Here is a 22,245-nt window from a genome sequence, read left to right as displayed (position 1 = left end):
AGAACTGGACCGAGCTCGACACACCCGACGACCGAGGGGCCGCCGTGGCGCAACTGTTGCTCCTGCACCTGCTCGCCGCCGCCCTCGCGCCGTGGCTCGCCAAGGTCCTGCGCACGAAGGCCTTCCCCGTCCTCGCGCTCGCGCCCGCCGTCTCGTTCGTCTGGCTCGTCTCCGTCTCGAACGACGTCCGCGCGGGCAACCTTCCGACACAACGAATCTCGTGGGTCCCCGGTCTCGGGATCGATCTCGACTTCCGGGTCACGACCCTCTCGTGGGTGCTCGGCCTTCTCGTCACCGGCGTCGGTGCGCTCGTCCTGCTCTACTGCACGTGGTACTTCACGGACCGCGACCCGACGCTGTGGCGCTTCACCTCGGTGTTCACGGCCTTCGCCGGCGCCATGCTCGGCCTCGTCCTCACCGACAACCTTCTCGTCCTCTACGTCTTCTGGGAGCTGACGACGGTCTTCTCCTACCTGCTCATCGGTCACAACCCGGCGAGCTCGACCAACCGGCGCGCGGCGATGCAGGCGCTCATCGTCACGACGTTCGGCGGCCTCGCGATGCTCGTCGGCATCATCATCCTCGGGGTCCACCACACCTACTCGATCTCGGCGCTGATCGCCGACCCGCCGCCTCTCGACACCCTCACCGTGGCCGCCGTCGTGCTGCTGCTCGTCGGCGCCCTGTCGAAGTCGGCGCTCGTGCCCTTCCACTTCTGGCTGCCCGGCGCCATGGCCGCACCGACGCCGGTCAGCGCCTACCTTCACGCAGCCGCGATGGTCAAGGCCGGCATCTACCTCGTGGCCCTGCTCGCCCCGGCCTTCGCGGGGGCCCCGGCCTGGCACGCCCTGACCGTGGGCCTGGGCCTCTTCACGATGCTCGTCGGCGGGTGGCGTGCCCTGCGCCAGCACGACATCAAGCTGCTCCTCGCCTACGGCACCGTGAGCCAGCTCGGCTTCATCGTCGCCATCGCCGGTCTCGGCACCAAGGCATCCGCCCTCTCGGCGCTGGCCCTCGTCATCGCGCACGCCCTCTTCAAGTCGACGCTCTTCCTCACCGTCGGGGTCGTCGACAAGTGCGCCGGCACCCGCGACCTGCGCGAGCTGTCCGGCGTCGGGCGTCGGCTGCTCCCGGTCGCCGTGCCGGCGACGCTCGCCGGCCTCTCGATGGCCGGGATCGTGCCGCTGGCGGGGTTCGTGTCCAAGGAGAGCGCGCTCGAGTCGCTGTGGGAGGACGTCCAGACCTCCGCCCCGCTCCCGGCCCCGTGGAGCTGGCTGGCGATCGTCGGCGTCGTCGCCGGGTCGGCCCTGACCGTCGCCTACACGGCGCGCTTCCTCTGGGGCACCTTCGCCACCAAGCCCGGCGTCGCCCCCACCCCCGTCAAGGCCGCCCACCCCGGCTTCGTGCTCGCGCCGGTGCTGCTCGGCGTGGCGTGCCTGCTCGTCGGCCTCCTGTCGCCACTCGAGTCCCCGTGGCTGCTCCCGTATGCCGTGGACTTCCCCGTCGGGGCCGAGCCGCAGTCGCTCGCCCTGTGGCACGGCGTCACGGTGCCGCTGATGCTCTCGCTCGTGTCGGTGGCCGTCGGGCTCGTCCTCTTCGCGCAGCGTGACCTCGTCGCCCGGGTGCAGTCCGGCGTTCCGTCGCTCGTCGACGGCGAGCGCGGCTTCGCCCGCACGCTGCGGTGGGTCGACCGCGGGGCCGTCGAGACGACCGCCGTGACCCAGCGCGGCTCGCTCCCGATCTACCTCGCGGGCATCCTCATCGTCTTCGTCGCCCTGCCGGGTCTCGCGGCGGTGACCCGCGGCACGGTCCCCGACGTCCGGCTCTGGGACAACCCGGGGCAGGCCGTCGTCGGGGTCGTCGTCGTGACGGCCGCGGTGCTCGTGCTCGTGACCCGCCGCCGGCTCACGGCGGTCATGCTCGTCGGCGCCACGGGCTACGGCGTCTCGCTGCTCTTCATCCTCCACGGGGCTCCCGACCTCGCGATCACCCAGATGCTCGTCGAGACGGTGTCGCTCGTCGTCTTCGTCCTCGCGCTGCGCCGCCTGCCGACGAAGTTCACCCGTCACCCCCACTCGCCCTCGCGCACGTGGCGCATCGCGCTCGGTGCGGCCGTCGGAGCGTCCGTCGGAGCCATCGCGCTCGTCGCCTCCGGGGGCCGCACCGCCGAGCCCGTGTCGGCCGGGTTCCCCACGGAGGCCTACGCGTTCGGCCACGGCAAGAACATCGTCAACGTCACGCTCGTCGACATCCGCGCCTGGGACACCCTCGGCGAGGTGTCGGTCCTCGTGGCCGCCGCGACCGGCATCGCGAGCCTCATCTTCGTGCGCACCCGCAACACCCGGATCTCACGCGCGACGTCGAAGTCGCTCCCGTCGAGCAACGCCGGCCGGGGCACGTGGCTGCACGGCGGCCGGACGATGCGCAAGGAGAAGCGCTCGGTCATCTTCGAGGTCGTGACGCGGCTCGTCTTCCACATCATGCTCGCGGCCTCGCTCTTCCTGCTCTTCGCCGGCCACAACCAGCCCGGTGGCGGTTTCGCGGGAGGGCTCGTCGCGGGACTCGCGCTCGTCGTGCGCTACCTCGCGGGTGGCCGCTACGAGCTCGACGAGGCCGCGCCGTTCGACGCCGGACTGCTCGTCGGCCTGGGCCTGCTCGTCGCGGTCGGCTCCGCCCTCGCCCCGCTCGCGTTCGGCGGGACGGTCCTCGAGACGACGGCCGTCGACTTCACGCTCCCGCCGTGGGGCGAGGTGCACCTCGTGACGTCGCTCGTCTTCGACATCGGCGTCTACCTCATCGTCGTCGGCATGATGCTCGACATCGTCCGCAGCCTCGGCACCGGCATCGACCGGCAGATCGCCGAGGAGGAGGCCGCGGAGACCGAGGAGACCGATGCCTCCGCAGCCGGCCAGGCGGAGGTGGCCCGCCCATGACGACGCTCGCTCCCGCACTCATCGAGTCGACGCTCCAGCCCAACATCACGCTCGTCCTCGTCACCGTCGGGCTCGTCGCCGCCGGCACGGCACTCGCGCTCGACCGCAGCCTCGTGCGCGTCCTGCTCGGCATGGTGCTCATCGGCAACGGCATCGCCGTGCTCTACCTCGTCATCAGCGGGCGCGCCGGGCGTGCACCGTTCGTCGGCGAGGACCCCGCCGCGATCAGCGACCCGCTGCCACAGGCCATGGTGCTGACGGCGATCGTCATCTCCCTCGCGACCATCGGCTTCCTGCTCGCCCTGTCCTACCGCCTGTGGCAGATCTCCGGCACCGACGACGTGCCCGACGACGCCGAGGACGCCCGCATCCAGCGCCTCGCCCTCGAGGACCAGACGTCGTCGACCTACGACCCGTCCGAGGAGTCGACGACGACGTCCGACGAGCTCGCGGACGGCGACCGGAGCCCCCGCCGATGAACCTCACCGACGTCGCCGTGCCCAACCTCGTGCCGCTGCCCGTGCTGCTCCCGCTCCTCGGCGCCGCCCTGACCCTCGCCTTCCGCCGGTCCCCACGCCTGCAGCGGGGCGTCAGCATCGCCGTGCTCGCCGCCGTCGTCGCCGTCGCCGGCGCCCTCGTGTGGCAGACCGACGTCAACGGCCCGCAGGTGCTGTGGCTCGGCGCGTGGCAGGAGCCGCTCGGCATCTCGCTCGTCGCAGACCGCCTCAGCGCCCTCATGCTCCTCGTCTCGGGCATCGTCACGCTGCTCGTGCTCGTCTTCGCCATCGGGCAGGGCCAGGCCGACAGCGACGACGAGAGCGAGAGCGAGACCCCGCTCACAATCTTCCACCCGACCTACCTCGTGCTCTCGGCCGGCGTCGCCAACGCCTTCCTCGCCGGCGACCTCTTCAACCTCTTCGTCGGCTTCGAGATCCTCCTCTTCAGCTCCTACGTCCTCATCACCCTCGGCGGCTCGGCCGCGCGCATCCACGCGGGCACGACGTACGTCGTCGTCAGCCTGCTCAGCTCCGCGCTCTTCCTCGTCGCCATCGCCGCCGCGTACGCCGCGACCGGCACCGTCAACCTCGCGCAGCTGGCGATCCGCATCGGTGACCTCGCCCCCGGCGTCGCGCTCGTGCTCCAGCTCTCGCTGCTCACGGCATTCGCCATCAAGGCCGCCGTCTTCCCCATGTCGGCGTGGCTGCCCGACAGCTACCCGACCGCGCCCGCGCCGGTCACGGCCGTCTTCGCCGGCCTGCTGACGAAGGTCGGCGTCTACGCGATCATCCGCACCCAGACGCTGCTCTTCCCGGACTCGCCGTTGCAGGGACTGCTCATGTGGGCCGCGCTGCTCACCATGGTCATCGGCATCCTCGGCGCCGTGTCCCAGTCCGGCCTCAAGAGGATCCTGTCGTTCACGCTCGTCAGCCACATCGGCTACATGATCTTCGGCATCGCGCTGGCGACGCCCGAGGGCACCGCCGGTGCGATCTTCTACATCGCGCACCACATCACGATCCAGACGGCCCTCTTCCTCATCACCGGCCTCGTCGAACGCCTCGCCGGCACGACGTCGCTCGACCGTCTCGGCGGCCTCGCCGTGGCCTCCCCCGTGCTCGCGACCCTCTTCTTCGTCTCGGCGATGAACCTCTCGGGGATCCCGCCGCTCTCGGGCTTCCTCGCCAAGGTCGGGCTGCTCAACGCCGGGATCGAGCTCGGCACCCCGCTCGCCTGGTTGCTCGTCGTCGGCGGCATCGTCACGAGCCTGCTCACCCTCTACGCCCTGACCAAGGTCTGGAGCCAGGCGTTCTGGCGCACCCTCGCCGACGCCCCGCGCTCGACCGAGACGGCAGCCGCGATCGAGGCCGGCACCCTCGACGTCGAGCCGAGCGCCGACCCCGCCGGCACCGTTCTCGTCGACACCGTCCGCGTCGACACCGTCCGCGTCGACACCATCCGCGTCGACACCGGCTCACGAGCGCTGCCGCGCACCATGCTCGGCGCCACCGCCGCCATGACGGTCGTGGGGCTGCTCATCACCGTCGTCGCCGGACCGCTCTTCGCCTACACCCAGCGCGCCGCCACCGACCTCATGAGCCGCGACCCCTACATCACGAGCGTCCTTCCCGTGGAGGTCCGCCGATGACCGACGTCCGGATGGCCACGGCCCCGCGCGAGCCCGAGTCGCCGCGCCGTCGGCGGCGGGTCCTGCAGCCGCGTGCCGTCGCGACGATCGCCCTCGCGTGGGTCCTGCTGTGGGACCGCGTCACGTGGGGCAACGTCGTCAACGGCGTCCTCGTCGGCCTGCTCGTGACGTATGCGTTCCCGCTCCCCTCGATCGAGTTCCAGGGGCGGCTGCGACCGCACCGGGTGCTCCTGCTCGTCGCGCACTTCCTCGTCGACCTCGTCGGCGCCTCGTGGCAGGTCATGCGACTCGCCTTCGGCCGCCGGAGCCCGCGCAACGCCGTCATCGAGGTGCAGCTTCGCTCGCGATCGGACTTCTACCTCACCCTGACCGCCGAGCTCGTGGCCCTCGTGCCCGGCTCGGTCGTCGTCGACGCCCGGCGCTCGACGTCGGTGCTCTACCTGCACCTGCTCGACGTCAGGGGCGAAAGCGCCATCGAGGCACAGCGGGCCCACGTCCTCGCGATCGAGCGGCGCGTCGTCCGAGCCCTCGGGTCCCGTGAGGAGATCGCGGCGCTCGAGGCGGGCGGTCCGTGGCCGATGGCAACCGGCTCGGCGAGCGACCCTCGGGGTGCAGGCGACCACCTCGACGCCACCGAGGGCCCGGACCTCGACGGGACCCGCCCCCGCGACGGGGAGGAGCACCCGTGACCATCGTCCTCGGCATCTCGCTCGGCATGCTCGGCGCCGCGGCCGCGCTCGTCCTCGTGCGCCTCTTCCGTGGCCCGAGCAACCTCGACCGCATCGTCGCCGCCGAGATCCTCCTCGTCATCGTCATCGCCGGTGTCGCGCTCGAGTCGGCCCGCCAGCGGACCACGACCTACCTGCCGCTGCTCATGATCCTCGGCCTCGTCGGCTTCGTCGGCGGCGTCGCCGTCACCCGCTTCATGTCCCGTGACTCCGACGAGCACGACGCCGTCGAGGTCGACCACCCGGAGCCACGACAGCAGCCCGAGGGGTGGGAGCAGTCATGACGTGGTCGTCCGCCCTCGACGTCGCCGGAGCCGTGTGCCTCCTGCTCGGCTCGTTCCTCTGCATGGCCGGGGCCGTCGGCCTCATCCGCTTCCCCGACACCCTCTCCCGCCTGCACGCAGCGACGAAGCCGCAGACCCTCGGCCTCATCCTCATCCTCGCCGGGCTCGCCCTGACGCTACGCACGTGGGCGGCGGTCACGACGCTCGTCCTGCTCGCCGCGACGCAGTTCTTCACCTCCCCGGTGTCCGCACACCTCGTCGCCCGGGCGGCCTACCGCAACCGCCTCGTCGACCCCGAGACCCTCGAGGTCGACGAGCTGTCCGAGGCCCTCGACCGCTCGGGTCAGGACCCCACGCCCTGACCTCGAGGCGGCCACACGGCATACGCCCTCGTGTTGACCTCAAGCACGCTTGAGCTCCTACGGTCGGCCCGTGGCCCCGACGAAAAATGGCATGAGGCATGCCCGCGCCGAACGTACGATGAACCAAGTGATCTCGCTGCCCCACGCCGATCCCGGCACTCCCGACCTGACCAGCCCGACGGCCTACCTCCGCTGGGTCGGCAAGGGCCAGTGGCGCACCCTCGTCGTCGCCATCGCGTTCGGCATCGTGTGGCTCGTCAGCCAGGCACTCTTCCCCGCCGCGATGGGCAAGGCCATCGACGAGGGCATCATCGGCGGCGACGCGGGCTCGCTCCTGCTGTGGTGCGGCATCCTCGTCGGTCTCGTGACCATCAGCGCCCTGTCCGGCGCCATGCGGCACAAGTACGCCGTCGCCAACTGGATGCAGGGCGCCTTCCGCTCGGCCCAGCTCATCGGCCACAAGGCGGCCGACACCGGTGAGGCCCTGTCGCGCACGGTCCCGACCGGAGACGTCGTCGCCACGGTCAGCTCCGACGCGATGCGCATCGGTGGGCTCTACGACGTGTCAGCGCGATTCGCCGGCGCCGTCGTGTCCTACGTCGTCGTCGCGCTCATCCTGCTCGGCGCCTCGACGCCGCTCGGCCTCGTCGTCCTCATCGGCGTCCCGGTGCTCGTCGCCTGCCTCACCTTCATCGTCCGCCCGCTCCAGGCGCGCCAGCTCGCCCAGCGCGAGGAGTCCGGCAAGCTCATCGGGCTCGGCGCCGACACCGTCGCCGGGCTGCGCGTCCTGCGCGGCATCGGCGGCGAGCACACCTTCCTGAGCAGGTATGCCGTCCAGTCGCAGTCCGTGCGCCAGGTGGGCAATCGGGTGGCCGGCTACCAGGCGGCCCTCGACGCCGCCCAGGTGCTGCTGCCCGGCCTCTTCGTCCTCGTCGTCGTGTGGCTCGGGGCGCGTTTCGCCATCGCGGGCGAGATCACGGCCGGCCAGCTCGTCGCGTTCTACGGCTACACCGCCTTCCTCGTCATCCCGCTGCGCACGGCGACCGAGATGGTCGACCGGGCGACCCGCGCCCACATCGGTGCCCGCAAGCTGACGAAGATCCTTCGCGTGCAGCCCGACCACGTCGAGACGCCGGACGCCCAGCCGCTGCCCACCGGGCCCGCCCGCCTCTACGACCCGCGCAGCGGCGTCACCATCGAGCCCGGCCGGTTCACCGTCGTCGTGTCGGCGCGCCCGGAGGAGTCCGCGGCCCTCGCCGACCGACTCGGCCGCTTCGGTGTCGGAGAGACGGACGTTCGGCTCGACGGCACTCGCCTCGCCGACGCCTCGCTGGCCGCGGTGCGCCGCCGGGTCGTCGTGTCGGAGACCGACCCGCGCCTCTTCACCGGCACGCTGCGCGACGAGCTCGACCCGTGGGGTGACCACGACGACGTCTCGATCCTCGACGCCCTGTCGGTGGCGAGCGGCGACGACGTGCTCGAGGCGCTGCCCGGCGGCCTCGACAACGAGGTCGAGGAGCGCGGCCGGGCCTTCTCCGGCGGCCAGCGCCAGCGGCTCGCCCTGACCCGCGCCCTCCTCACCCAGGCCGACACCCTCGTGCTCGTCGAGCCGACGAGCGCCGTCGACGCCCACACCGAGGCCCGCATCGCCGGTCGCCTCACCGCCGCCCGCGCCGGACGCACGACGGTCGTCATGTCGGCCAGCCCGCTCATCCTCGACCAGGCCGACCACGTCGTCTTCCTGCGCGGGGGCAAGGTCGCCGCATCCGGCACCCACAGTCGTCTCATGGCCGACGAACCCGACTACCGACGCACCGTCGTCCGAGGAGAGGAGGACTGATGTCGCTGACACCAGCGCCGTCCACGCGCACCCTTCCCGTGGCCGACATGAACTCGGTCAAGGACCACACCCGCGGCCTGCTCCGCCGCCACCGCGGCAGCCTGCTCACGGTCATCGGCCTGCATGCCGTCGCCGCGTGCGCCGCCCTCGTGGCGCCCCGCGTCATCGGCCTGCTCGTCGACGAGATCAGCCACGGCCGGTCGCTCGAGGTCGTCAACCGGCTCGCCCTCTGGATCGCCGGTGCGGTCGTCGTCCAGACCGTCGTCACGTGGTTCGCCCGGCGCGCCTCGTTCGTCATGGGCGAGACGATCTTCGCCGAGCTGCGCGAGCAGTTCATGGGGCGCGTCGTCGAGCTCCCCCTGTCGACCGTCGAGCGCGCCGGCACCGGCGACCTCGTCTCGCGCACGACCAACGACGTCGAGGCCCTCTCGCACGTCATCCGCTTCGGCATCCCGTCGATCTTCGTCGGCGCCGTCACGACGGCGATCACGGTCGTCGCCGCCTTTCTTACCGGCTGGCAGGTGGCGCTCGCGATCGTCGTCGGCGTGCCGATCCTCGTGCTCTCGACGCGCCGCTACCTGCGGTACGCGCCCGATGGCTACCTGCGCGAGCGCGCGACGTACGCCGTGCTCAACGGTGTCGTCACCGAGTCGGCCGACGGCGCCCGCACCGTCGACGCGCTCGGCCTGCGCAGCCGCCGCCGGCAGCGCATGGACGACGCCCTGCACGACTGCTACGACGCCGAGCTCTACACGCTGAAGCTACGGATGCGGTGGTTCCCCTCCGTCGAGTTCGCCTTCTTCGCTCCGGTCGCGGTCACCCTCCTCTGGGGCGGCTACCTCATCTCGCGCGACGTCGCGACGGCCGGCACCGTCACGGCGGTGGCCCTCTACGTGCAGCAGATGGCCGGGCCGCTCGACGAGCTCATCTCGTGGCTCGACGAGATCCAGGTCGGCGCGACCTCGCTCGCGCGCGTCATCGGCATCGCCGACGTCCCGGCCGACCGCGCCGCGACCGGAGAGGAGCCGGAGGACGACCACCTCGAGGTCGAGGACGTCCACTACTCCTACCGCGCAGGCCGTGACGTGCTCCGCGGCGTCTCGCTCGACCTCCAGCCCGGCGAGCGCCTCGCCATCGTCGGTCCCTCCGGAGCAGGCAAGTCGACGCTGGGACGGCTCATGGCCGGCATCGACGGTCCGCGCCAGGGCCGGGTCGACGTCGGCGGCGTCCGCCTCGTCGACCTCGAGCTCGCCCAGCTGCGCGGCCAGGTCGCGCTCGTGACGCAGGAGCACCACGTCTTCGTCGGCTCGCTCGAGGACAACCTGCGTCTCGCCCGCCCCGAGGCCTCCCGCGAGCAGCTGCTCGAGGCCCTCGCCGCGGTCGACGCACGCAGCTGGGCACTCGAGCTGCCCGACGGGCTCGACACCGTCGTCGGCTCCGGTGGCCACCGGCTCACCGAACCGCAGGCGCAGCAGCTCGCCCTCGCACGGCTCGTCCTCGCCGACCCGCACACACTGGTCCTCGACGAGGCGACCTCGCTGCTCGACCCGCGCGCAGCCCGCCACCTCGAACGATCGCTCGCCGCGGTCGTCGACGGCCGCACCGTGGTCGCCATCGCGCACCGGCTCATGACCGCGCACGACGCCGACCGCGTGTGCGTCGTCGAGGACGGGCGGATCAGCGAGATCGGCTCGCACGACGAGCTGCTCGAGGCCGACGGGGCGTATGCCGCGCTGTGGCGCTCGTGGCGCGACGAGCCGCAGCCCGCCCGCTGACGGCCGCTGGGACGAGCCGGCACCAGGCCGCACCAGGCGGCACCCGTGACGACGGGGCCACTCGACGACCGGGTCGAATGGCCCCGTCGTCACTGCGTCCGGGAAGCGGTTTCGACAACTTCGGCAAATAAATGGCAGATGCCGTAACCCCCCTCGGCCTGCGTCGTTGTCAGCGCGGTGCCGGGCTGTTTCTCGACCGGTTGCTAGCCCGCACCGTCGGGTGGGGCCGTCTCTGAGGGGTGACGGCCTCACCCTCCCTCATCTCCAGGGCGGGTGCGCCCCGACCCGACCGGTCAGGGGTACCACAGGCTCCCGGTGACGGCCGAGAAGAGCAGGAGCGGCACACCCGCCGAGACGAGCAGGATGCCCACCCATCTCGGGCAGTGCACGACGGCCGACACGAGCGCCGCAGCCACGAGCAGTGCTGCACGCACGACCCCCGGCAGCAGGAGCGCCGCGAGCACGAGTCCCGCCACGATCGCCTGCTGCTCCCGCGTCGCCACCGGTTCGGCCGGCTGCACCCCTGGCCGAGCTCCTGAGGAGTTCGCAGTGTTCGACGTGTTCGCCCCGATGTCCATCCGTGCCCTCCCCTGACGTCCGATGTGCGCCGATCCAAGCACGGCCCACCGGTTGCCGCCACCCTTCGGCCCCGACGCTCGGCGCCGGCGCTCGGCGCCGGCGCTCCTCGCTGGGGTGGTCCGGTCGTGTGTGCACCTGCGGGGGTCAGGGCACCGTCGACCGCACACGGCGAGGTCGCGGCCCGGCAGCCCGGACGCGCTCAGGCGTCGACGAGTCGGTAGGCCTCGCCCTGGGCCGGGCGCCGGTCGGCCTCGCCACGCAGGGGCCACAGCGACACGGCCCGCTCGGCCTGCGCCGTGATGGTCAGGCTCGGGTTGACCCCGAGGTTCGCCGAGACGGCCGATCCGTCGAGCACGTGCAGGCCGGGGTAGCCCCACACCCGCTGGTACGGGTCGACGACCCCGTGCTCCGGCGAGTCCGAGATGACCGCCCCACCGAGGAAGTGCGCCGTCATCGGGATGTCGAGGACCTCGCCGACCGACGACCCGGGCCAGGCCCGCTCCCCCGTCGTGCGCTCGAGCCGCGCCGCCATGGCGCGCACTGCCTCGTTGCCCTCGGGGATGAAGGTCGGGTTGGGTTCGCCGTGGCCCTGCGTCGAGGTCAGGTGCCACCCGAGGAGGCCGCGCCGGCGGCGCACCTTGATCGAGTTGTCGCTGCTCTGCATGACGAGGGCGATGACGGTGCGCTCGCTCCAGCGCCGGCTCGACAGCGACCGGGCGAAGACCCACGGGTGGCGCGCGACGGTGCCGGCGAAACGCACCCAGCGGGGGACGCGTCCGCCGCCGTCGACCTGCATGACGGCGAGCGCTCCCATGAGGTTGGACCCCTTGCCGTAGCGGCAGTTCTCGACGTGCGTCGTGTCGTTGACGTGAAAGCTCGACGTGATCGCCACGCCTCGCGTCAGGTCGACGCCGTCGGGCACCCGCGCCGTCATCGCCCCACCGAGGGCCTCCGAGTTCGTGCGGGTCAGCTCCCCGAGCGTGTCCGACAGGCGCGGCAGCCCCCGCCCCTCGGGCTCGGCCTTCATGGCCTGGAGCAGCTGGGCCGTGCCCCACGCCCCTGCCGCGACGACGACCTGGCCGGCCGTGACGGTGCGCTCCCCCGCCCGACGCCGACCCCACGAGCCGCTGCGGACGGTCGTGACGGCATACCCCTGCTCCGGCGCAGCCGGGTCGAGCGGCCGCACCCGGGTCACCGTGCGCAGCGGCTCGATGCTGACACCGCGTCGCTCGGCGAGCGCGAGGTAGTTCTTGACGAGGGTGTTCTTGGCACCGACGCGGCACCCGACCATGCAGTTGCCGCACTCCGTGCACCCGGTGCGGGCCGGGCCCTCACCGCCGAAGTAGGGGTCGGGGACGCGTTTGCCCGGCTCGCCGAAGAAGACGCCGACCGGCGTCTTGCGGAACGTCTCGCCGACACCGAGGTCGGTCGCCGTGTCGCGCATCAGCTGCTCGACCGGGCCGTCGCACGGGTTGACGGTCACCCCGAGCATGCGCTGGGCCGTCGCGTAGTGCGGCGCGAGCTCGGCCTGCCAGTCGGTGATGTGCCCCCACTGGCGGTCGCGGAAGAACGGCGCCGGCGGCACGTAGAGGGTGTTGGCGTAGTTGAGCGACCCACCACCGACGCCGGCGCCCGCGAGGACGAGGCAGTCGGGCAGCCGGTGGATGCGCTGGACCCCGAAGAGGCCGAGGCGCGGTGCCCAGAGGTAGCGGCGCACGTCCCAGCTCGTCCGGGCGAAGTCGTCGTCCTCGAAGCGGCGGCCCGCCTCGTAGACGTGGACGCCGTAGCCCTTCTCGGCGAGACGCAGCGCGGCCACGGACCCGCCGAAGCCGGACCCGATGACGACGACGTCGTGGTCGTGGACGGTCTCCATGGACGTCAGGCTAACGGTCCGAACACCCCTAGGCTACCGACAGTAAGTTCCGGGCGACGGCTCGGCGAGTGTCCGGGCCCGTGGTCGGCCGCGTGTAGAGTGGCCTCCCGTGGAGGGGAGAACTGAGTCGTCGGACCGCGCCGTGGAACTGTCCATCGTGGTCCCCTGCTACAACGAGGAAGCGACCCTCGAAGCCCTCTACTCGGCCCTCGTCAACGAGTTGTCCGACCGGGTCGGCTCCTGGGAGATCCTGCTCGTCGACGACGGCAGCCGCGACGACACGCGCCTGCTCGCGGGATCGATGGCGACCTCGGACCCACGGGTGCGAGCGTTGGGCCTGAGCCGCAACTTCGGCAAGGAAGCGGCTATGTACGCCGGGTTGCAGGCGGCGCGCGGACGGTTCGTCATCATCATGGACGCCGACCTCCAGCATCCGCCGGAGCTCATCCCGGCGATGCTCGACTACGGACGTCGGGGCTGGGACCAAGTCGTCGCCCGACGCACGCGAGGCCAGGAGAAGGTCGTCCGCAAGAGCGTGTCCCGCCTCTACTACCGCCTGGTCAACGGCCTCATGGAGGTCCGCCTGACCGACGGCGCCGGGGACTTCCGCCTCATCAGCCGCCGCTGCGTGGACGCCCTGCTCCAGCTCGGCGAGGTGCACCGCTTCTCCAAGGGCATGTTCGCGTGGGTGGGCTTCTCCCAGATGGAGATCAAGTACGACGACGTCGCGAGCTCACGGGACGCGTCGACGTGGACCATGCGATCGCTGTTCAACTACGCGATCGAAGGTGTGCTCTCGTTCAACAGCAGACCGCTCCGTCTGGCCATCTGGATGGGCGTCATCGTCATCTGCATCACCGTCGCATACTCGATGTGGATTCTCCTGGCGGCCCTCATCAACGGCGTCGACACCCCAGGCTACGTGACGACCATCGCGATCAGCTCTCTCATGGGCGGGGTCCAGCTGCTGACGCTCGGGATCATCGGAGAGTACGTCGGCCGGATCTTCAACGAGACCAAACGCCGCCCGATCTTCCTGCTCTCCTACGACAGCCAAGGGTCCATGGCGAGCCCCCAGATCGCGCCACACGCGTTCGACGGGTCGCTCGATGAGGAGCCCGAGGTCGTCGACCTGGCCGAGACCGGCCACACGTCGACATGAGGGCGATGATCGACGAGCACTTCCGTCCCCTGATGCGGTTCGCCCTGGTCGGAGTGCTCAACACGGGGGTCTACTACGGCATCTACCTGCTCATCGTCCAGGTCGCCCCGTACCTCGTCGCCCACGTCGTGGGCTGGTTCGTCTCCATCAGTTTCTCCTTCCTCATGAACTGTCGATTCACCTACCACGTCAGGCCGACGTGGAAGAGATACCTGCTCTTCCCACTCTCCAACCTCCCGAACATCCTCTTCACCTCGGTGGGGGTCGTGGGGCTCGTCGAGCTGCTTCACGTCAACGTGCGGCTCGCACCTCTGATCGCAGGGATCTGCGCCATCCCGTTCTCGTACCTGCTAGGAAGCCATCTCATGCGTGACCGCGACCCGTTCAGTGACGTCGACGCGTCGGCGGACGGCGCCGTGGTCGGAACGACCAGGTGAACCCGATCGTGTGGCGCGGGCCGGCGGAGCGGCTGCCGCGGGGGCTCGAGGTCGTGGTCCTGGCCGTCATCGTCGTGACCTTCGGCGTGCTCGCCGACCTGTTCCCCTACAGCGGGGACGACTGGGCCTGGGGCTCGCAGATCGGCGTCGACCGGCTGTCGACCTTCTTCGCCGACTACAACGGCCGCTACGCCGGCAACCTCGCCGTCCTCGTCCTCACGAGGTCGAGTGCCGCGGTGGCGGTGACGATGGCCCTGGCGGTGGCAGCGGCCGCCTTCCTCGTCCTGCACCTCGCTCGTTTCCGGACGCTCACCGGATACGTGCTCGTCTATGCGCTCCTGCTCGCGACCCCTGTCGACGTCTGGCGCCAGGGCATCGTCTGGACCTCGGGTTTCAGCAACTACATGCTCGCGACGCTTTCAATGCTGGGCGTCATGGTGGCCGTCCGGTCTGCGCTGACGCGGACCTCCGACCGCCCCAGTCACCCCGTCCTGCGGGGTGTCGCTCTTTTCCTGCTTGCCTTCGTCGGCCAGCTCTTCATCGAGCACGTGACGATCCTCGTCGTCGCCGTCACGGGCGGGTGCGTCCTCTGGTCGCTCGTCACGCGTCGAGGCGTCGGGGCGTCCCTGTGGTGCCTCTTCGGGGGCGCGGTGCTCGGGGCCGCCGCCATGTTCTCGAACGGCGCGTATCGTCGCGCCTTCTCAGGCGGGGATGGCTACCAGAAGATCGGGTCGCAGGGCGGGAGCCGAACGGAGCAGATGCTCATCTCGCTCGACACGATCATCGGGACATACGGCGTCGCTCTCAACACCGCACTCAACGTCGTCCTGTTGGGTCTGCTGGGCCTGGTGGCGGCACGCCGGGCGACTCACGCGAGCGGGGCCGCCGCCCGACTCTTCTTCGGCGCCATCGGCGTGGTCGCCCTCGTGGCCGCTGTCCTCGTCGTGTGGTGGGTGCCACACGACGCCTCCGCTCTTACGTCGGGAGGAATCGCCAGCCTGGTGCTCGTGCTCGTGACGATGGCGTGTGCCATGGTCACGGTGGAGGACCACGAGGACCGGCGGCTCCTGCTGTTCGTCACCATTGGCTTCGTCCTCCTCATCGCGCCGCTCCTGGTGGTGAAGCCGCTCGGGCCTAGGTGCTTCGTTCCCTCGTACGTCCTTCTCCTCGTGGCGGTCGCTGTGCTCGCACGCGTCGGCCTGCGACGCCTGGGCCGCGTCCCCGCTCGAACCTCGGCCTACATCCTCGTTGCCGCTGCGGCAGTCATCGGGGTCACGGCCTTCGTCGTTCGCTACGAGATCTACCACCGCATCGACGAAGCCTCGGCGGCGCGACAGGCGACCGCTCGGACGGCCGTGGCGGATGGCGCGTCGAGCGTCGTGCTCCGGCACCTACCGTACGGCGGGCGGTGGGTCCATGCCCCCGACCCCGACTTCGAGCCGTGGGAGACCCGCTACAAGCTCTTCTACGACCTGCCGGCGTCCCTGGCGATCACCGTCAAGTAGTCGCCACGGCGTGCACACCGTGTACGTCGGCCGGCCGCCGCTCAGGCGTTCCTCCTGAGGTCAGGGGCGCAATGCCTTGGTCACCGCTGAGGCCACCTCGGGGTAGAGCGTCATGGAGTACTGCGTCGTCATGTGCCCGTGATCGAAGTACGTGATCAAACCCCCGACGACGGCGGGACACCTGCCGGTCTGGCACAGCAGGTTGGTGGCATCCAGGGTGCTCACCGCTCCTGCGGGAAACCCGCCCTGGAGTGCTGCTGAGGTCAGGGGGTCGGGTTCGAGGCCCTTGTCCACGTCGATTCCGCACCGCGTGAGGTCGTCCGCGTAGCGGGCCACGCAGTCCGGCACATTTCCTCCCGCGTCCGGGGTGTCGCGAATGACGAGCACCCGCAGACCTTGGCGAACGAAGCCCTCGAGCACACGTCGGTAGGCCTGCTGCGCCACCGCCGTCTTGCGGTTCGCGGGCACACCGACCAGCGGTTGGAGCGTACGGTCCGACATGACCACGAGGTCGTAGCCCCCCGAGTTGATGCGCTGGCGAGTCCAGTCGTTCCAAGCTTGGCAGTTCGCCCCGATCTCGGGCGGGTTGAAGGAGATGGGCACGTCTACCGAGTAGCACTCGGAGGTGAGGTAGGTGTCGATCCGCCATCCGCGTTCGCGGGCCAGGGTGTGCAGCGGGGGAAACCAGGCACCCGCGTGCGAGTTGCCGTACAGGGCGATCCGCACGGGGGTCGAGCGTGGGCCGTAGCCGCACACCTTTCGTCGGGTGAACGGGCGTTCGTTCCAGCAGCCGTCGGAGTAGACCTCGGGTTTGTCCTTGGCAGCTGCGACCGGCGTGGTCAGCAATGGCATGTCGCGGGTGGCGCACGCAGCGGTGCGGAAGAAGTCTGCACCCACGCACCTCGCCGAAGGGTCGACGACGACGGTCGCGGCAGAGTCAGTGACCCGCTGGCCGTGCCACAGGGCGAGGCCCGCGAGGCCGGCCGAGAGCGCGAGGCAGGCCCCGAGCAGCACGAAGGAGCGCCTGACGCTCTGAGTCAGCTTCGGCGCGAAGCGGAACGGCTCCTCGACCCAGCGTTTCGACAGGCCCGACAGGCAGAGCACACCGGCGATCAGGACGCACTTTTGCCACGCCCGCATGTCGTCCTCGTCGAGCACGAAAGGCGCGATCACGATGGCGGGCCAGTGCCACAGGTAGACCGAGTACGAGACGTCGCCGAGCCACTGGACGTGACGCCCGGACCAGAGCCGCCGTGGACCACTTCGGAGGTCGTCGGACCTTGCCGCGATGACCGCCGCAGCTCCCAACGTGGGCACCAGTGCCGCGACGCCCGGAAAGGAGGTCTCGACGGTGAACGCCATGGCGGACCAGAGAATGGCGGCGAGGCCTCCCCAGACGAGCACGGAGCGGACGACGGCGCCCCGCGCGCGAAGGCCGGCGTGGACCGCCGCAGCGACCGCCGCCCCGACCCCGAGCTCCCACACCCGGGTCGTGGTGACGAAGTAGGCCTGACCCGCGTCCTCTCGGGTGAACCAGGCGGAGAAGGCAAGGGACGCCAGGCTGACGACGCCGATCACCAGCAGCGGTGGGAAGCGGAGCGAGAGCCCGCGGCGACGGCACACGAGCAGGGCCAGGGCGATGAGCACTGGCCAGACGATGTAGAACTGCTCCTCCACCGACAGCGACCAGTAGTGCTGGGTCGGCGACTGCAGCTGGTCGGTCGCGAGATAGTCGGTCGACGTCAGTGCGAGCAACCAGTTCTCGACGTAGAACGCCGAGGCGAGGACCTCCTTCGCCACCCGCTCATGGACCGTCTGGGGAAGCCAGACGATGCTCGCCGCGAGCGTCGTCACGAGCACGAGGGTGGCCGCTGGGATGAGCCGTCGGATGCGACGAGACCAGAAGGAGAAGAGATCTTTGGCGCTACGGATCGGACGTTCGAGGAGGTGGAGCGTGATGAGGAAGCCGGAGATCACGAGGAAGACGTCGACCCCGACGTAGCCTCCGGTGAGCCGCTGCGGCCAGGAGTGGTAGACCACGACGAGCGCGACTGCGACGGCGCGCAGCGCCTGGATGTCCCTGCGCGGTTGGGCGACCTGAGCGGGGATCTCTCGGGGGCTGGTGACGACGTCCTTGTCGTCGCCGACGATCGCCGCACTCGGTCTGTCGGGCAGTGACAATGGATCTACTCCGGATTGCTGGTACTCCTGTGCGGGCTGTGCCCCTGCCCACCGCGAAATGACCCAGACAAACTAACGCACGAACCTGCCGGAGACCGATTCGCCGGGCTCGTGGGGCGTTCGCGAGCACAGGCTCCGCTCAGACAACGGCCCATAGGATGGGCCGACCCTCCTCGACCGGAAGAGAACCTGCGTGCCCTCCGCCGCTCCCCTGCTGACCGTCATCTGCAATGTCCACAACGACGCCGCACGGCTCCCGAGGGCCGTCGGGTCGGCCCTCGCCGCGTACGACGGACCCGTTGTCGAGGTCCTCGTCGTCGACGACGGCTCGACCGACGACACCGGCGCCGTCGCCGACCGGCTGGCCGCCGAGGACGATCGCGTACGCGTCGTGCACCGTGGCGTCAACGACGGCGCCCCGGGGGCGCCGCGCAACCTCGGCCTCGACGAGGCCCGCGGGGACTGGGTGGCCTTCGTCGACAGCGACGACACGTACGTCGCGGGCTCGCTGCGCCGGCTCCTCGAGGCCGCGGTCGCCCAGGACGCCGACGTCGCGGCCGGCGCCGTGGCCCGCTACAACGAGCGGACCGACCGCGTCACGCCGCTTCCGGCGACCGGCTACACCACGGGGCCGGTCGACCCGCTGTCGCCCGGCTCACCCCTGTGGCAGGACACCATCGCCGTCGCGAAGGTCATGCGGCGGGCGCTGCTCGACGAGGAGGCGATCCGCTTCCCGGAGGGCATCCTCTACGAGGACCAGCCCTTCACCGTGGCGCTCTGGTCGACGGCGCGACGGGTCGCGACCCTCGACGAGGTCGTCTACCACTGGTACGTCAACAACGTCGCGGGTGAGGAGTCCATCACCGCGCGACGCCACGAGATCGCCAACGTCCACGACCGCCTCGCCGCCAACCGGGCCATCGACGTCCAGTTGACTGGCCGGCCGGACCTCGCGTCGGCCAAGCTCGACAAGTTCGTCCGTCACGACCTGTCGCTCTACGGCAAGGACCTCGACGCCCGGGACCCCGACTACCGGACAGCCTTCCTCGCAGCGGTGCGGGACTACCTCACCGAGCTGCCCGCCGAGCTGCGTGAGGGTCTCGACCAGCCCTACCGCCTCGCGATCCGCGAGCTCGTCGACGGCAGCACCGAGAGCGCCGTGGCCGCCTGCCTCTTCGCCTACCGCCGCCTCCACGTCGACCGCCCGCTCGCGCTGCGCGCCGACCGGTGGTGGTGGCCGTACCGACCCGCGGGCGAGGCGTCTGCCGACCACGACCTGACGTCGGTCGTCGCGACGGAGCATGCCCGGCGACGCCGCATCTGGACGGTCACCTGTCGCGAGGTGCACGTGGTGCAGGGCGCCCTGCACCTCTCCGGCACGGTCGTCGACGGCGACGACGGCATCGGTGCGCGCGCGCGTCTCACCGTCTCGCTCGTCGATCGTGACACCGGCGCACGCCTGTCCTCGGCCGTCGCACGGCTGCGCCCTGACGGCGCTTTCGACGCGGCCCTCGAGCTGCCGCCACGCGGCGCGGCCGCGACACCTGGCAAGGCGTGGGACGTCAGGGTCGACGTCGTGGGTGCGCTGCGCAGCCGGCTCCCGGTGCGGACCCGCAAGCCGCACCCCGTCGAGCTGCCCACGACCGTCGCGCTCCCGTCGCTCGACGGCATCGAGGCCTACCGCACGCGCAACGGCAACCTGTCGCTCCGGCCGTCCGGCGACGGTGCGGGCCCGGCCGGCGACGTCGGCTGAGCCCGCCGCCGTCAGCGGCTCACGGCCGCGGGCTGGTCCTTCTTCGACCGGCCGGGCTCACCCTGGCGGGCCTTGTCGAGCTCCTCGATGGCCGCGGTGACGCGGGCGCAGCACTGGCCGTCACGCATCGGGAACGTCGCGTCGATGCGGCTCTGGAAGTCCGGGCGGGCGGCATACCCGTTGTCGGCGATGTCGACGACGGCCGCGACAGCCGCCTCGACGTCCTCGACGACCGGCCCGAAACCGTCACGGGGGTACTGGAAGTAGCCGGCCCGGCCGACGTGCCCGCCGGCCATGACCCGCTGCGCGTCGAACTGGAAGTAGACGACGGGGCGGTCCATGTAGGCGGCGTTGAACGCCATCGACGAGTAGTCGGTGACGAGCACGGCGGATCGCGCGAAGTACTCCTGCACGTCAGCGCCGTCGAAGGACAGGCGCAGCACCGAGTCGGGCAGGTCCATCTTGGCCAGGACCGGCTGGATGTTCGGGTGCGGCAGGAACGCCACGGTGCGCCCGGTGCGGGCGGCGAGCTCGGTCAGCTCGGGGCTGCGCAGGAAGGCCGTCCACGCCTTGGCGTACTCGGTCTCGAAGAAGTGCGAGTCGATGACGCGACGCTGGCTGCCCGGCTTGAGGGGCGGAACGAGCCAGTTGCGCCAGGTCGGTGCGACGAGGATGAGGTCGCACGCGTCGCCCTGGATCCGCTGCGCCTTGGCGTGCAGGCGGTCGAAGCGCGGCAACCCGGTGAGGGCCACCTCCTTGGCCGTGAAGACGTAGGGCGAGCCGTCACCCGCGATCGACTCGTACTCCCCCGGCGTCGACGTGACGAAGATGTCCATCTGCTTCGGGTTGAGCCAGCGGGACAGGTCGTCCTTGATGACGCCGTGCTGGAGGAAGGTGAACTTCCAGCGCGGGTCGATGTGCTTGAGGATGGCCGGCGGCTTCTGCACGGGCGCGTCGATGTGCGAGGAGATGAGGTGCCCGGCGTTGATCATGAGCAGCTTCCACCGCAGCGTGCCGTGGGCGACGAGGCGCGAGCCGTAGCCCTCGGCCTTGAGCCGCTTCCAGTCCGGGGTGTCCTTCTCGAGGACGAACCACGCGTTGACGTCCTCACGGTTGTCGCGCAGCCAACGGAAGAGGATCTCACCCGAGTCGTTGGCGTCGTGGATGCGGTCCATGAGCACCCAGGCGCCCTCGAACTGCTTGCGCACCTGGGCCCGGGAGGCGAGCACGCGCACCGGGTCGACCTTGAGCCGGTCGAGAGCCTCGCGGCGCCGCCGACCCGGACGACGGAAGCGGTTGGCGATCGCCCGGGCGCCCAGGGCACGCGTGCGGACGCCCTTCCAGGCCCCGAGGAGCTCGACCCGCGAGCCGTCGAGACGCAGCTCGAGGGTACCTCGGGCGTCGACCCAGAGGACGCGCTCCCACATGAGCGTGTCACCGAAGAACTCGATGGCGCGCGTCTTGGCGTAGCGCGGGGTCTTGAGCTCACCGCGCGAGTAGACCGCCTCCTCGGGCGGTTCGCCGATGTAGCGGTAGAGCACGCGCACCATGCGCTTGGTGCGGTCGTACTTGTCCGTCACGGCATACGAGGTGTGCCAGTCCCGGCCGCGGAGGCCGTGCAGCAGGATGTCGCGCCAGTGCGGCTGGAACTTGCGGATCGTGAAGGAGTCGACGACGTCCGGCGCGAGCAGCTCGGCGATCTCGCCGAGGGTCTCGCGGAACGTCGCCGCGAGGTCACCACTGATGGCGGACGCCGAGTTGGCCATGGCGTCCTCGGACGAGAAGTACCAGGACAGCTCGTAGAGGATGACGTGCTGGACCCACATCGGGACGGCGCCGTGGCGGCGACGCGCCTCGCGGAGCAGCTCGAGGTAGCCGTCGCGGGGGACGGTCGAGTAGCGGCCCGTCGCGGAGATGCCGGTCTGCAACGTCGAGCTCTGGTCGGCACGCTTGCGGTAGTAGTAGCACGCCGACCCGACGAAGCCGGTCTGGCGGCTGGGCGCCGCGAGCAGGTAGCGCACGGCGAAGTCGCCGTCCTCGAAGTTCGGGCGCAGCCCGGCGTTGAAGCGCAGGTCGCCGATGACCTCGCGGCGCATCAGCGAGGTGGTCGAGCTACCCGGGATGTAGGAGGTCGCGACGTCGAGGTCGACGAGGCGGTCCTCGGCGTACATCTTCCAGCGCGGGTGCTTGCCGAGCTCGCCCGTGCCCTCGTTGCGCAGCACGACGTTGGCCGAGAGGAACTGGACCTCGGGGTTCGCGGCGGCGAAGGCGGCCATCGAGGCGAAGAACACCGCGTTGACGGTGTCGTCGGGGTCGATGAAGGTGATCCACTCACCGGTGGCCCGCTCGAGGCCGGCATTGCGGGCTGCGGCCTGCCCGGCGTTCTCCTGGTGCAGCACGACGACCTCGCAGCGGGCGCGGGTGGCCCACTCCTCGAGGACGGCCCGCGAGTCGTCGGTCGAGCCGTCGTCGACGAGGACGAGTTGGAGTCGCGCGAGGTCGAAGGTCTGCGCCTCGATCGAGGCGATGTACTCCTCGAGGTAGCGCGAGACGTTGTAGACGGCCGAGACCACCGAGAAGAGTGGCCTGCCCGGACTCGGCAGGGTCACGTGCTCGGGAGTCGCCTCGGTCATGTCTGGTGCCTTTCCCGCACGGGGCAGCCGCGTGGCTCCCGTGCTCCGGTGGAT

At 70.9% G+C, this 22,245-nt stretch carries 16 protein-coding genes; 12 read left to right on the top strand and 4 right to left on the bottom strand.

Features of this window, described 5'->3' with window-relative positions:
- Nucleotides 1-44: 44 nt before the first annotated feature.
- The 8 genes from ASH01_RS16540 (at nt 45) to ASH01_RS16505 (ending at nt 10,068) form a co-directional block, all read left to right on the top strand.
- Nucleotides 45-2,933, top strand: coding sequence for a Na+/H+ antiporter subunit A (locus ASH01_RS16540; protein WP_056778273.1), 2,889 nt, complete (start codon nt 45-47; stop codon nt 2,931-2,933).
- A complete protein-coding gene (locus tag ASH01_RS16535; protein WP_056778270.1) occupies nt 2,930-3,412 on the top strand; it encodes a Na(+)/H(+) antiporter subunit C in 483 nt (160 codons plus the stop codon). The genes ASH01_RS16540 and ASH01_RS16535 overlap by 4 nt, the downstream gene beginning before the upstream one ends.
- Nucleotides 3,409-5,079, top strand: coding sequence for a Na+/H+ antiporter subunit D (locus ASH01_RS16530; RefSeq protein WP_056778266.1), 1,671 nt, complete (start codon nt 3,409-3,411; stop codon nt 5,077-5,079). The genes ASH01_RS16535 and ASH01_RS16530 overlap by 4 nt, the downstream gene beginning before the upstream one ends.
- Nucleotides 5,076-5,768, top strand: coding sequence for a Na+/H+ antiporter subunit E (locus tag ASH01_RS16525; RefSeq protein ID WP_056778262.1), 693 nt, complete (start codon nt 5,076-5,078; stop codon nt 5,766-5,768). Before ASH01_RS16530 ends, ASH01_RS16525 begins: the two co-directional genes overlap by 4 nt.
- Entirely contained in the window at nt 5,765-6,091 is a 327-nt protein-coding gene (locus tag ASH01_RS16520) for a monovalent cation/H+ antiporter complex subunit F (RefSeq protein WP_056778260.1), read from the top strand. The genes ASH01_RS16525 and ASH01_RS16520 overlap by 4 nt, the downstream gene beginning before the upstream one ends.
- Nucleotides 6,088-6,453, top strand: coding sequence for a monovalent cation/H(+) antiporter subunit G (mnhG, locus tag ASH01_RS16515; RefSeq protein WP_056778258.1), 366 nt, complete (start codon nt 6,088-6,090; stop codon nt 6,451-6,453). The genes ASH01_RS16520 and mnhG overlap by 4 nt, the downstream gene beginning before the upstream one ends.
- Before the next feature lie 127 nt (nt 6,454-6,580).
- Complete coding sequence (locus ASH01_RS16510; RefSeq protein ID WP_082619921.1) at nt 6,581-8,293, top strand: ABC transporter ATP-binding protein; 1,713 nt, start codon at nt 6,581-6,583, stop codon at nt 8,291-8,293.
- Entirely contained in the window at nt 8,293-10,068 is a 1,776-nt protein-coding gene (locus ASH01_RS16505) for an ABC transporter ATP-binding protein (RefSeq protein ID WP_056778251.1), read from the top strand. Before ASH01_RS16510 ends, ASH01_RS16505 begins: the two co-directional genes overlap by 1 nt.
- 293 nt (nt 10,069-10,361) lie before the next feature.
- Here the strand turns inward: ASH01_RS16505 and ASH01_RS16500 are convergent, their stop codons facing one another.
- Complete coding sequence (locus tag ASH01_RS16500; RefSeq protein ID WP_056778250.1) at nt 10,362-10,589, bottom strand: hypothetical protein; 228 nt, start codon at nt 10,587-10,589, stop codon at nt 10,362-10,364.
- Nucleotides 10,590-10,846: 257 nt separating this feature from the next.
- Nucleotides 10,847-12,520, bottom strand: a complete 1,674-nt coding sequence (locus ASH01_RS16495; RefSeq protein ID WP_056778247.1) for a GMC oxidoreductase — start codon at nt 12,518-12,520, stop codon at nt 10,847-10,849.
- Nucleotides 12,521-12,662: 142 nt separating this feature from the next.
- On the opposite strand from ASH01_RS16495, the gene ASH01_RS16490 reads away from it, so the two are divergent.
- From ASH01_RS16490 to ASH01_RS16480, 3 genes are read left to right on the top strand one after another with little or no spacing between them, the layout of a single operon-like run.
- The gene (locus tag ASH01_RS16490; protein ID WP_082619920.1) at nt 12,663-13,682 is read left to right on the top strand and encodes a glycosyltransferase family 2 protein; all 1,020 of its coding nucleotides are present in this window, start codon (nt 12,663-12,665) and stop codon (nt 13,680-13,682) included.
- A gap of 5 nt (nt 13,683-13,687) precedes the next feature.
- Nucleotides 13,688-14,119, top strand: a complete 432-nt coding sequence (locus ASH01_RS16485) for a GtrA family protein (protein ID WP_156415626.1) — start codon at nt 13,688-13,690, stop codon at nt 14,117-14,119.
- The gene (locus tag ASH01_RS16480; protein WP_056778246.1) at nt 14,116-15,624 is read left to right on the top strand and encodes a DUF6056 family protein; all 1,509 of its coding nucleotides are present in this window, start codon (nt 14,116-14,118) and stop codon (nt 15,622-15,624) included. The genes ASH01_RS16485 and ASH01_RS16480 overlap by 4 nt, the downstream gene beginning before the upstream one ends.
- A 60-nt stretch (nt 15,625-15,684) precedes the next feature.
- On the opposite strand, the gene ASH01_RS16475 is transcribed toward ASH01_RS16480, so the two are convergent.
- Nucleotides 15,685-17,805, bottom strand: a complete 2,121-nt coding sequence (locus ASH01_RS16475) for an acyltransferase family protein (RefSeq protein WP_056778243.1) — start codon at nt 17,803-17,805, stop codon at nt 15,685-15,687.
- Nucleotides 17,806-17,998: 193 nt separating this feature from the next.
- Between ASH01_RS16475 and ASH01_RS16470 the strand changes: the two genes are divergently transcribed.
- Nucleotides 17,999-19,558, top strand: a complete 1,560-nt coding sequence (locus ASH01_RS16470) for a glycosyltransferase family 2 protein (RefSeq protein WP_056778241.1) — start codon at nt 17,999-18,001, stop codon at nt 19,556-19,558.
- Between the two features lie 11 nt (nt 19,559-19,569).
- Here the strand turns inward: ASH01_RS16470 and ASH01_RS16465 are convergent, their stop codons facing one another.
- Nucleotides 19,570-22,191, bottom strand: a complete 2,622-nt coding sequence (locus tag ASH01_RS16465; RefSeq protein WP_056778238.1) for a bifunctional glycosyltransferase/CDP-glycerol:glycerophosphate glycerophosphotransferase — start codon at nt 22,189-22,191, stop codon at nt 19,570-19,572.
- Between the last annotated feature and the right edge of the window lie 54 nt (nt 22,192-22,245).

The organism is Terrabacter sp. Soil811, assembly GCF_001429655.1.
GTDB lineage: Bacteria > Actinomycetota > Actinomycetes > Actinomycetales > Dermatophilaceae > Terrabacter.
This window is presented reverse-complemented; position numbering and strand designations above follow the sequence as displayed.

Bases quoted from the DNA above. Each gene is read 5' to 3' on its own strand.
- ASH01_RS16465 (WP_056778238.1), bottom strand. From the start codon at position 22,191: ATGACCGAGGCGACTCCCGAGCACGTGACCCTGCCGAGTCCGGGCAGG.
- ASH01_RS16505 (WP_056778251.1), top strand. From the start codon at position 8,293: ATGTCGCTGACACCAGCGCCGTCCACGCGCACCCTTCCCGTGGCCGAC.
- ASH01_RS16495 (WP_056778247.1), bottom strand. From the start codon at position 12,520: ATGGAGACCGTCCACGACCACGACGTCGTCGTCATCGGGTCCGGCTTC.
- mnhG (WP_056778258.1), top strand. From the start codon at position 6,088: ATGACGTGGTCGTCCGCCCTCGACGTCGCCGGAGCCGTGTGCCTCCTG.
- ASH01_RS16530 (WP_056778266.1), top strand. From the start codon at position 3,409: ATGAACCTCACCGACGTCGCCGTGCCCAACCTCGTGCCGCTGCCCGTG.
- ASH01_RS16525 (WP_056778262.1), top strand. From the start codon at position 5,076: ATGACCGACGTCCGGATGGCCACGGCCCCGCGCGAGCCCGAGTCGCCG.
- ASH01_RS16535 (WP_056778270.1), top strand. From the start codon at position 2,930: ATGACGACGCTCGCTCCCGCACTCATCGAGTCGACGCTCCAGCCCAAC.
- ASH01_RS16485 (WP_156415626.1), top strand. From the start codon at position 13,688: ATGATCGACGAGCACTTCCGTCCCCTGATGCGGTTCGCCCTGGTCGGA.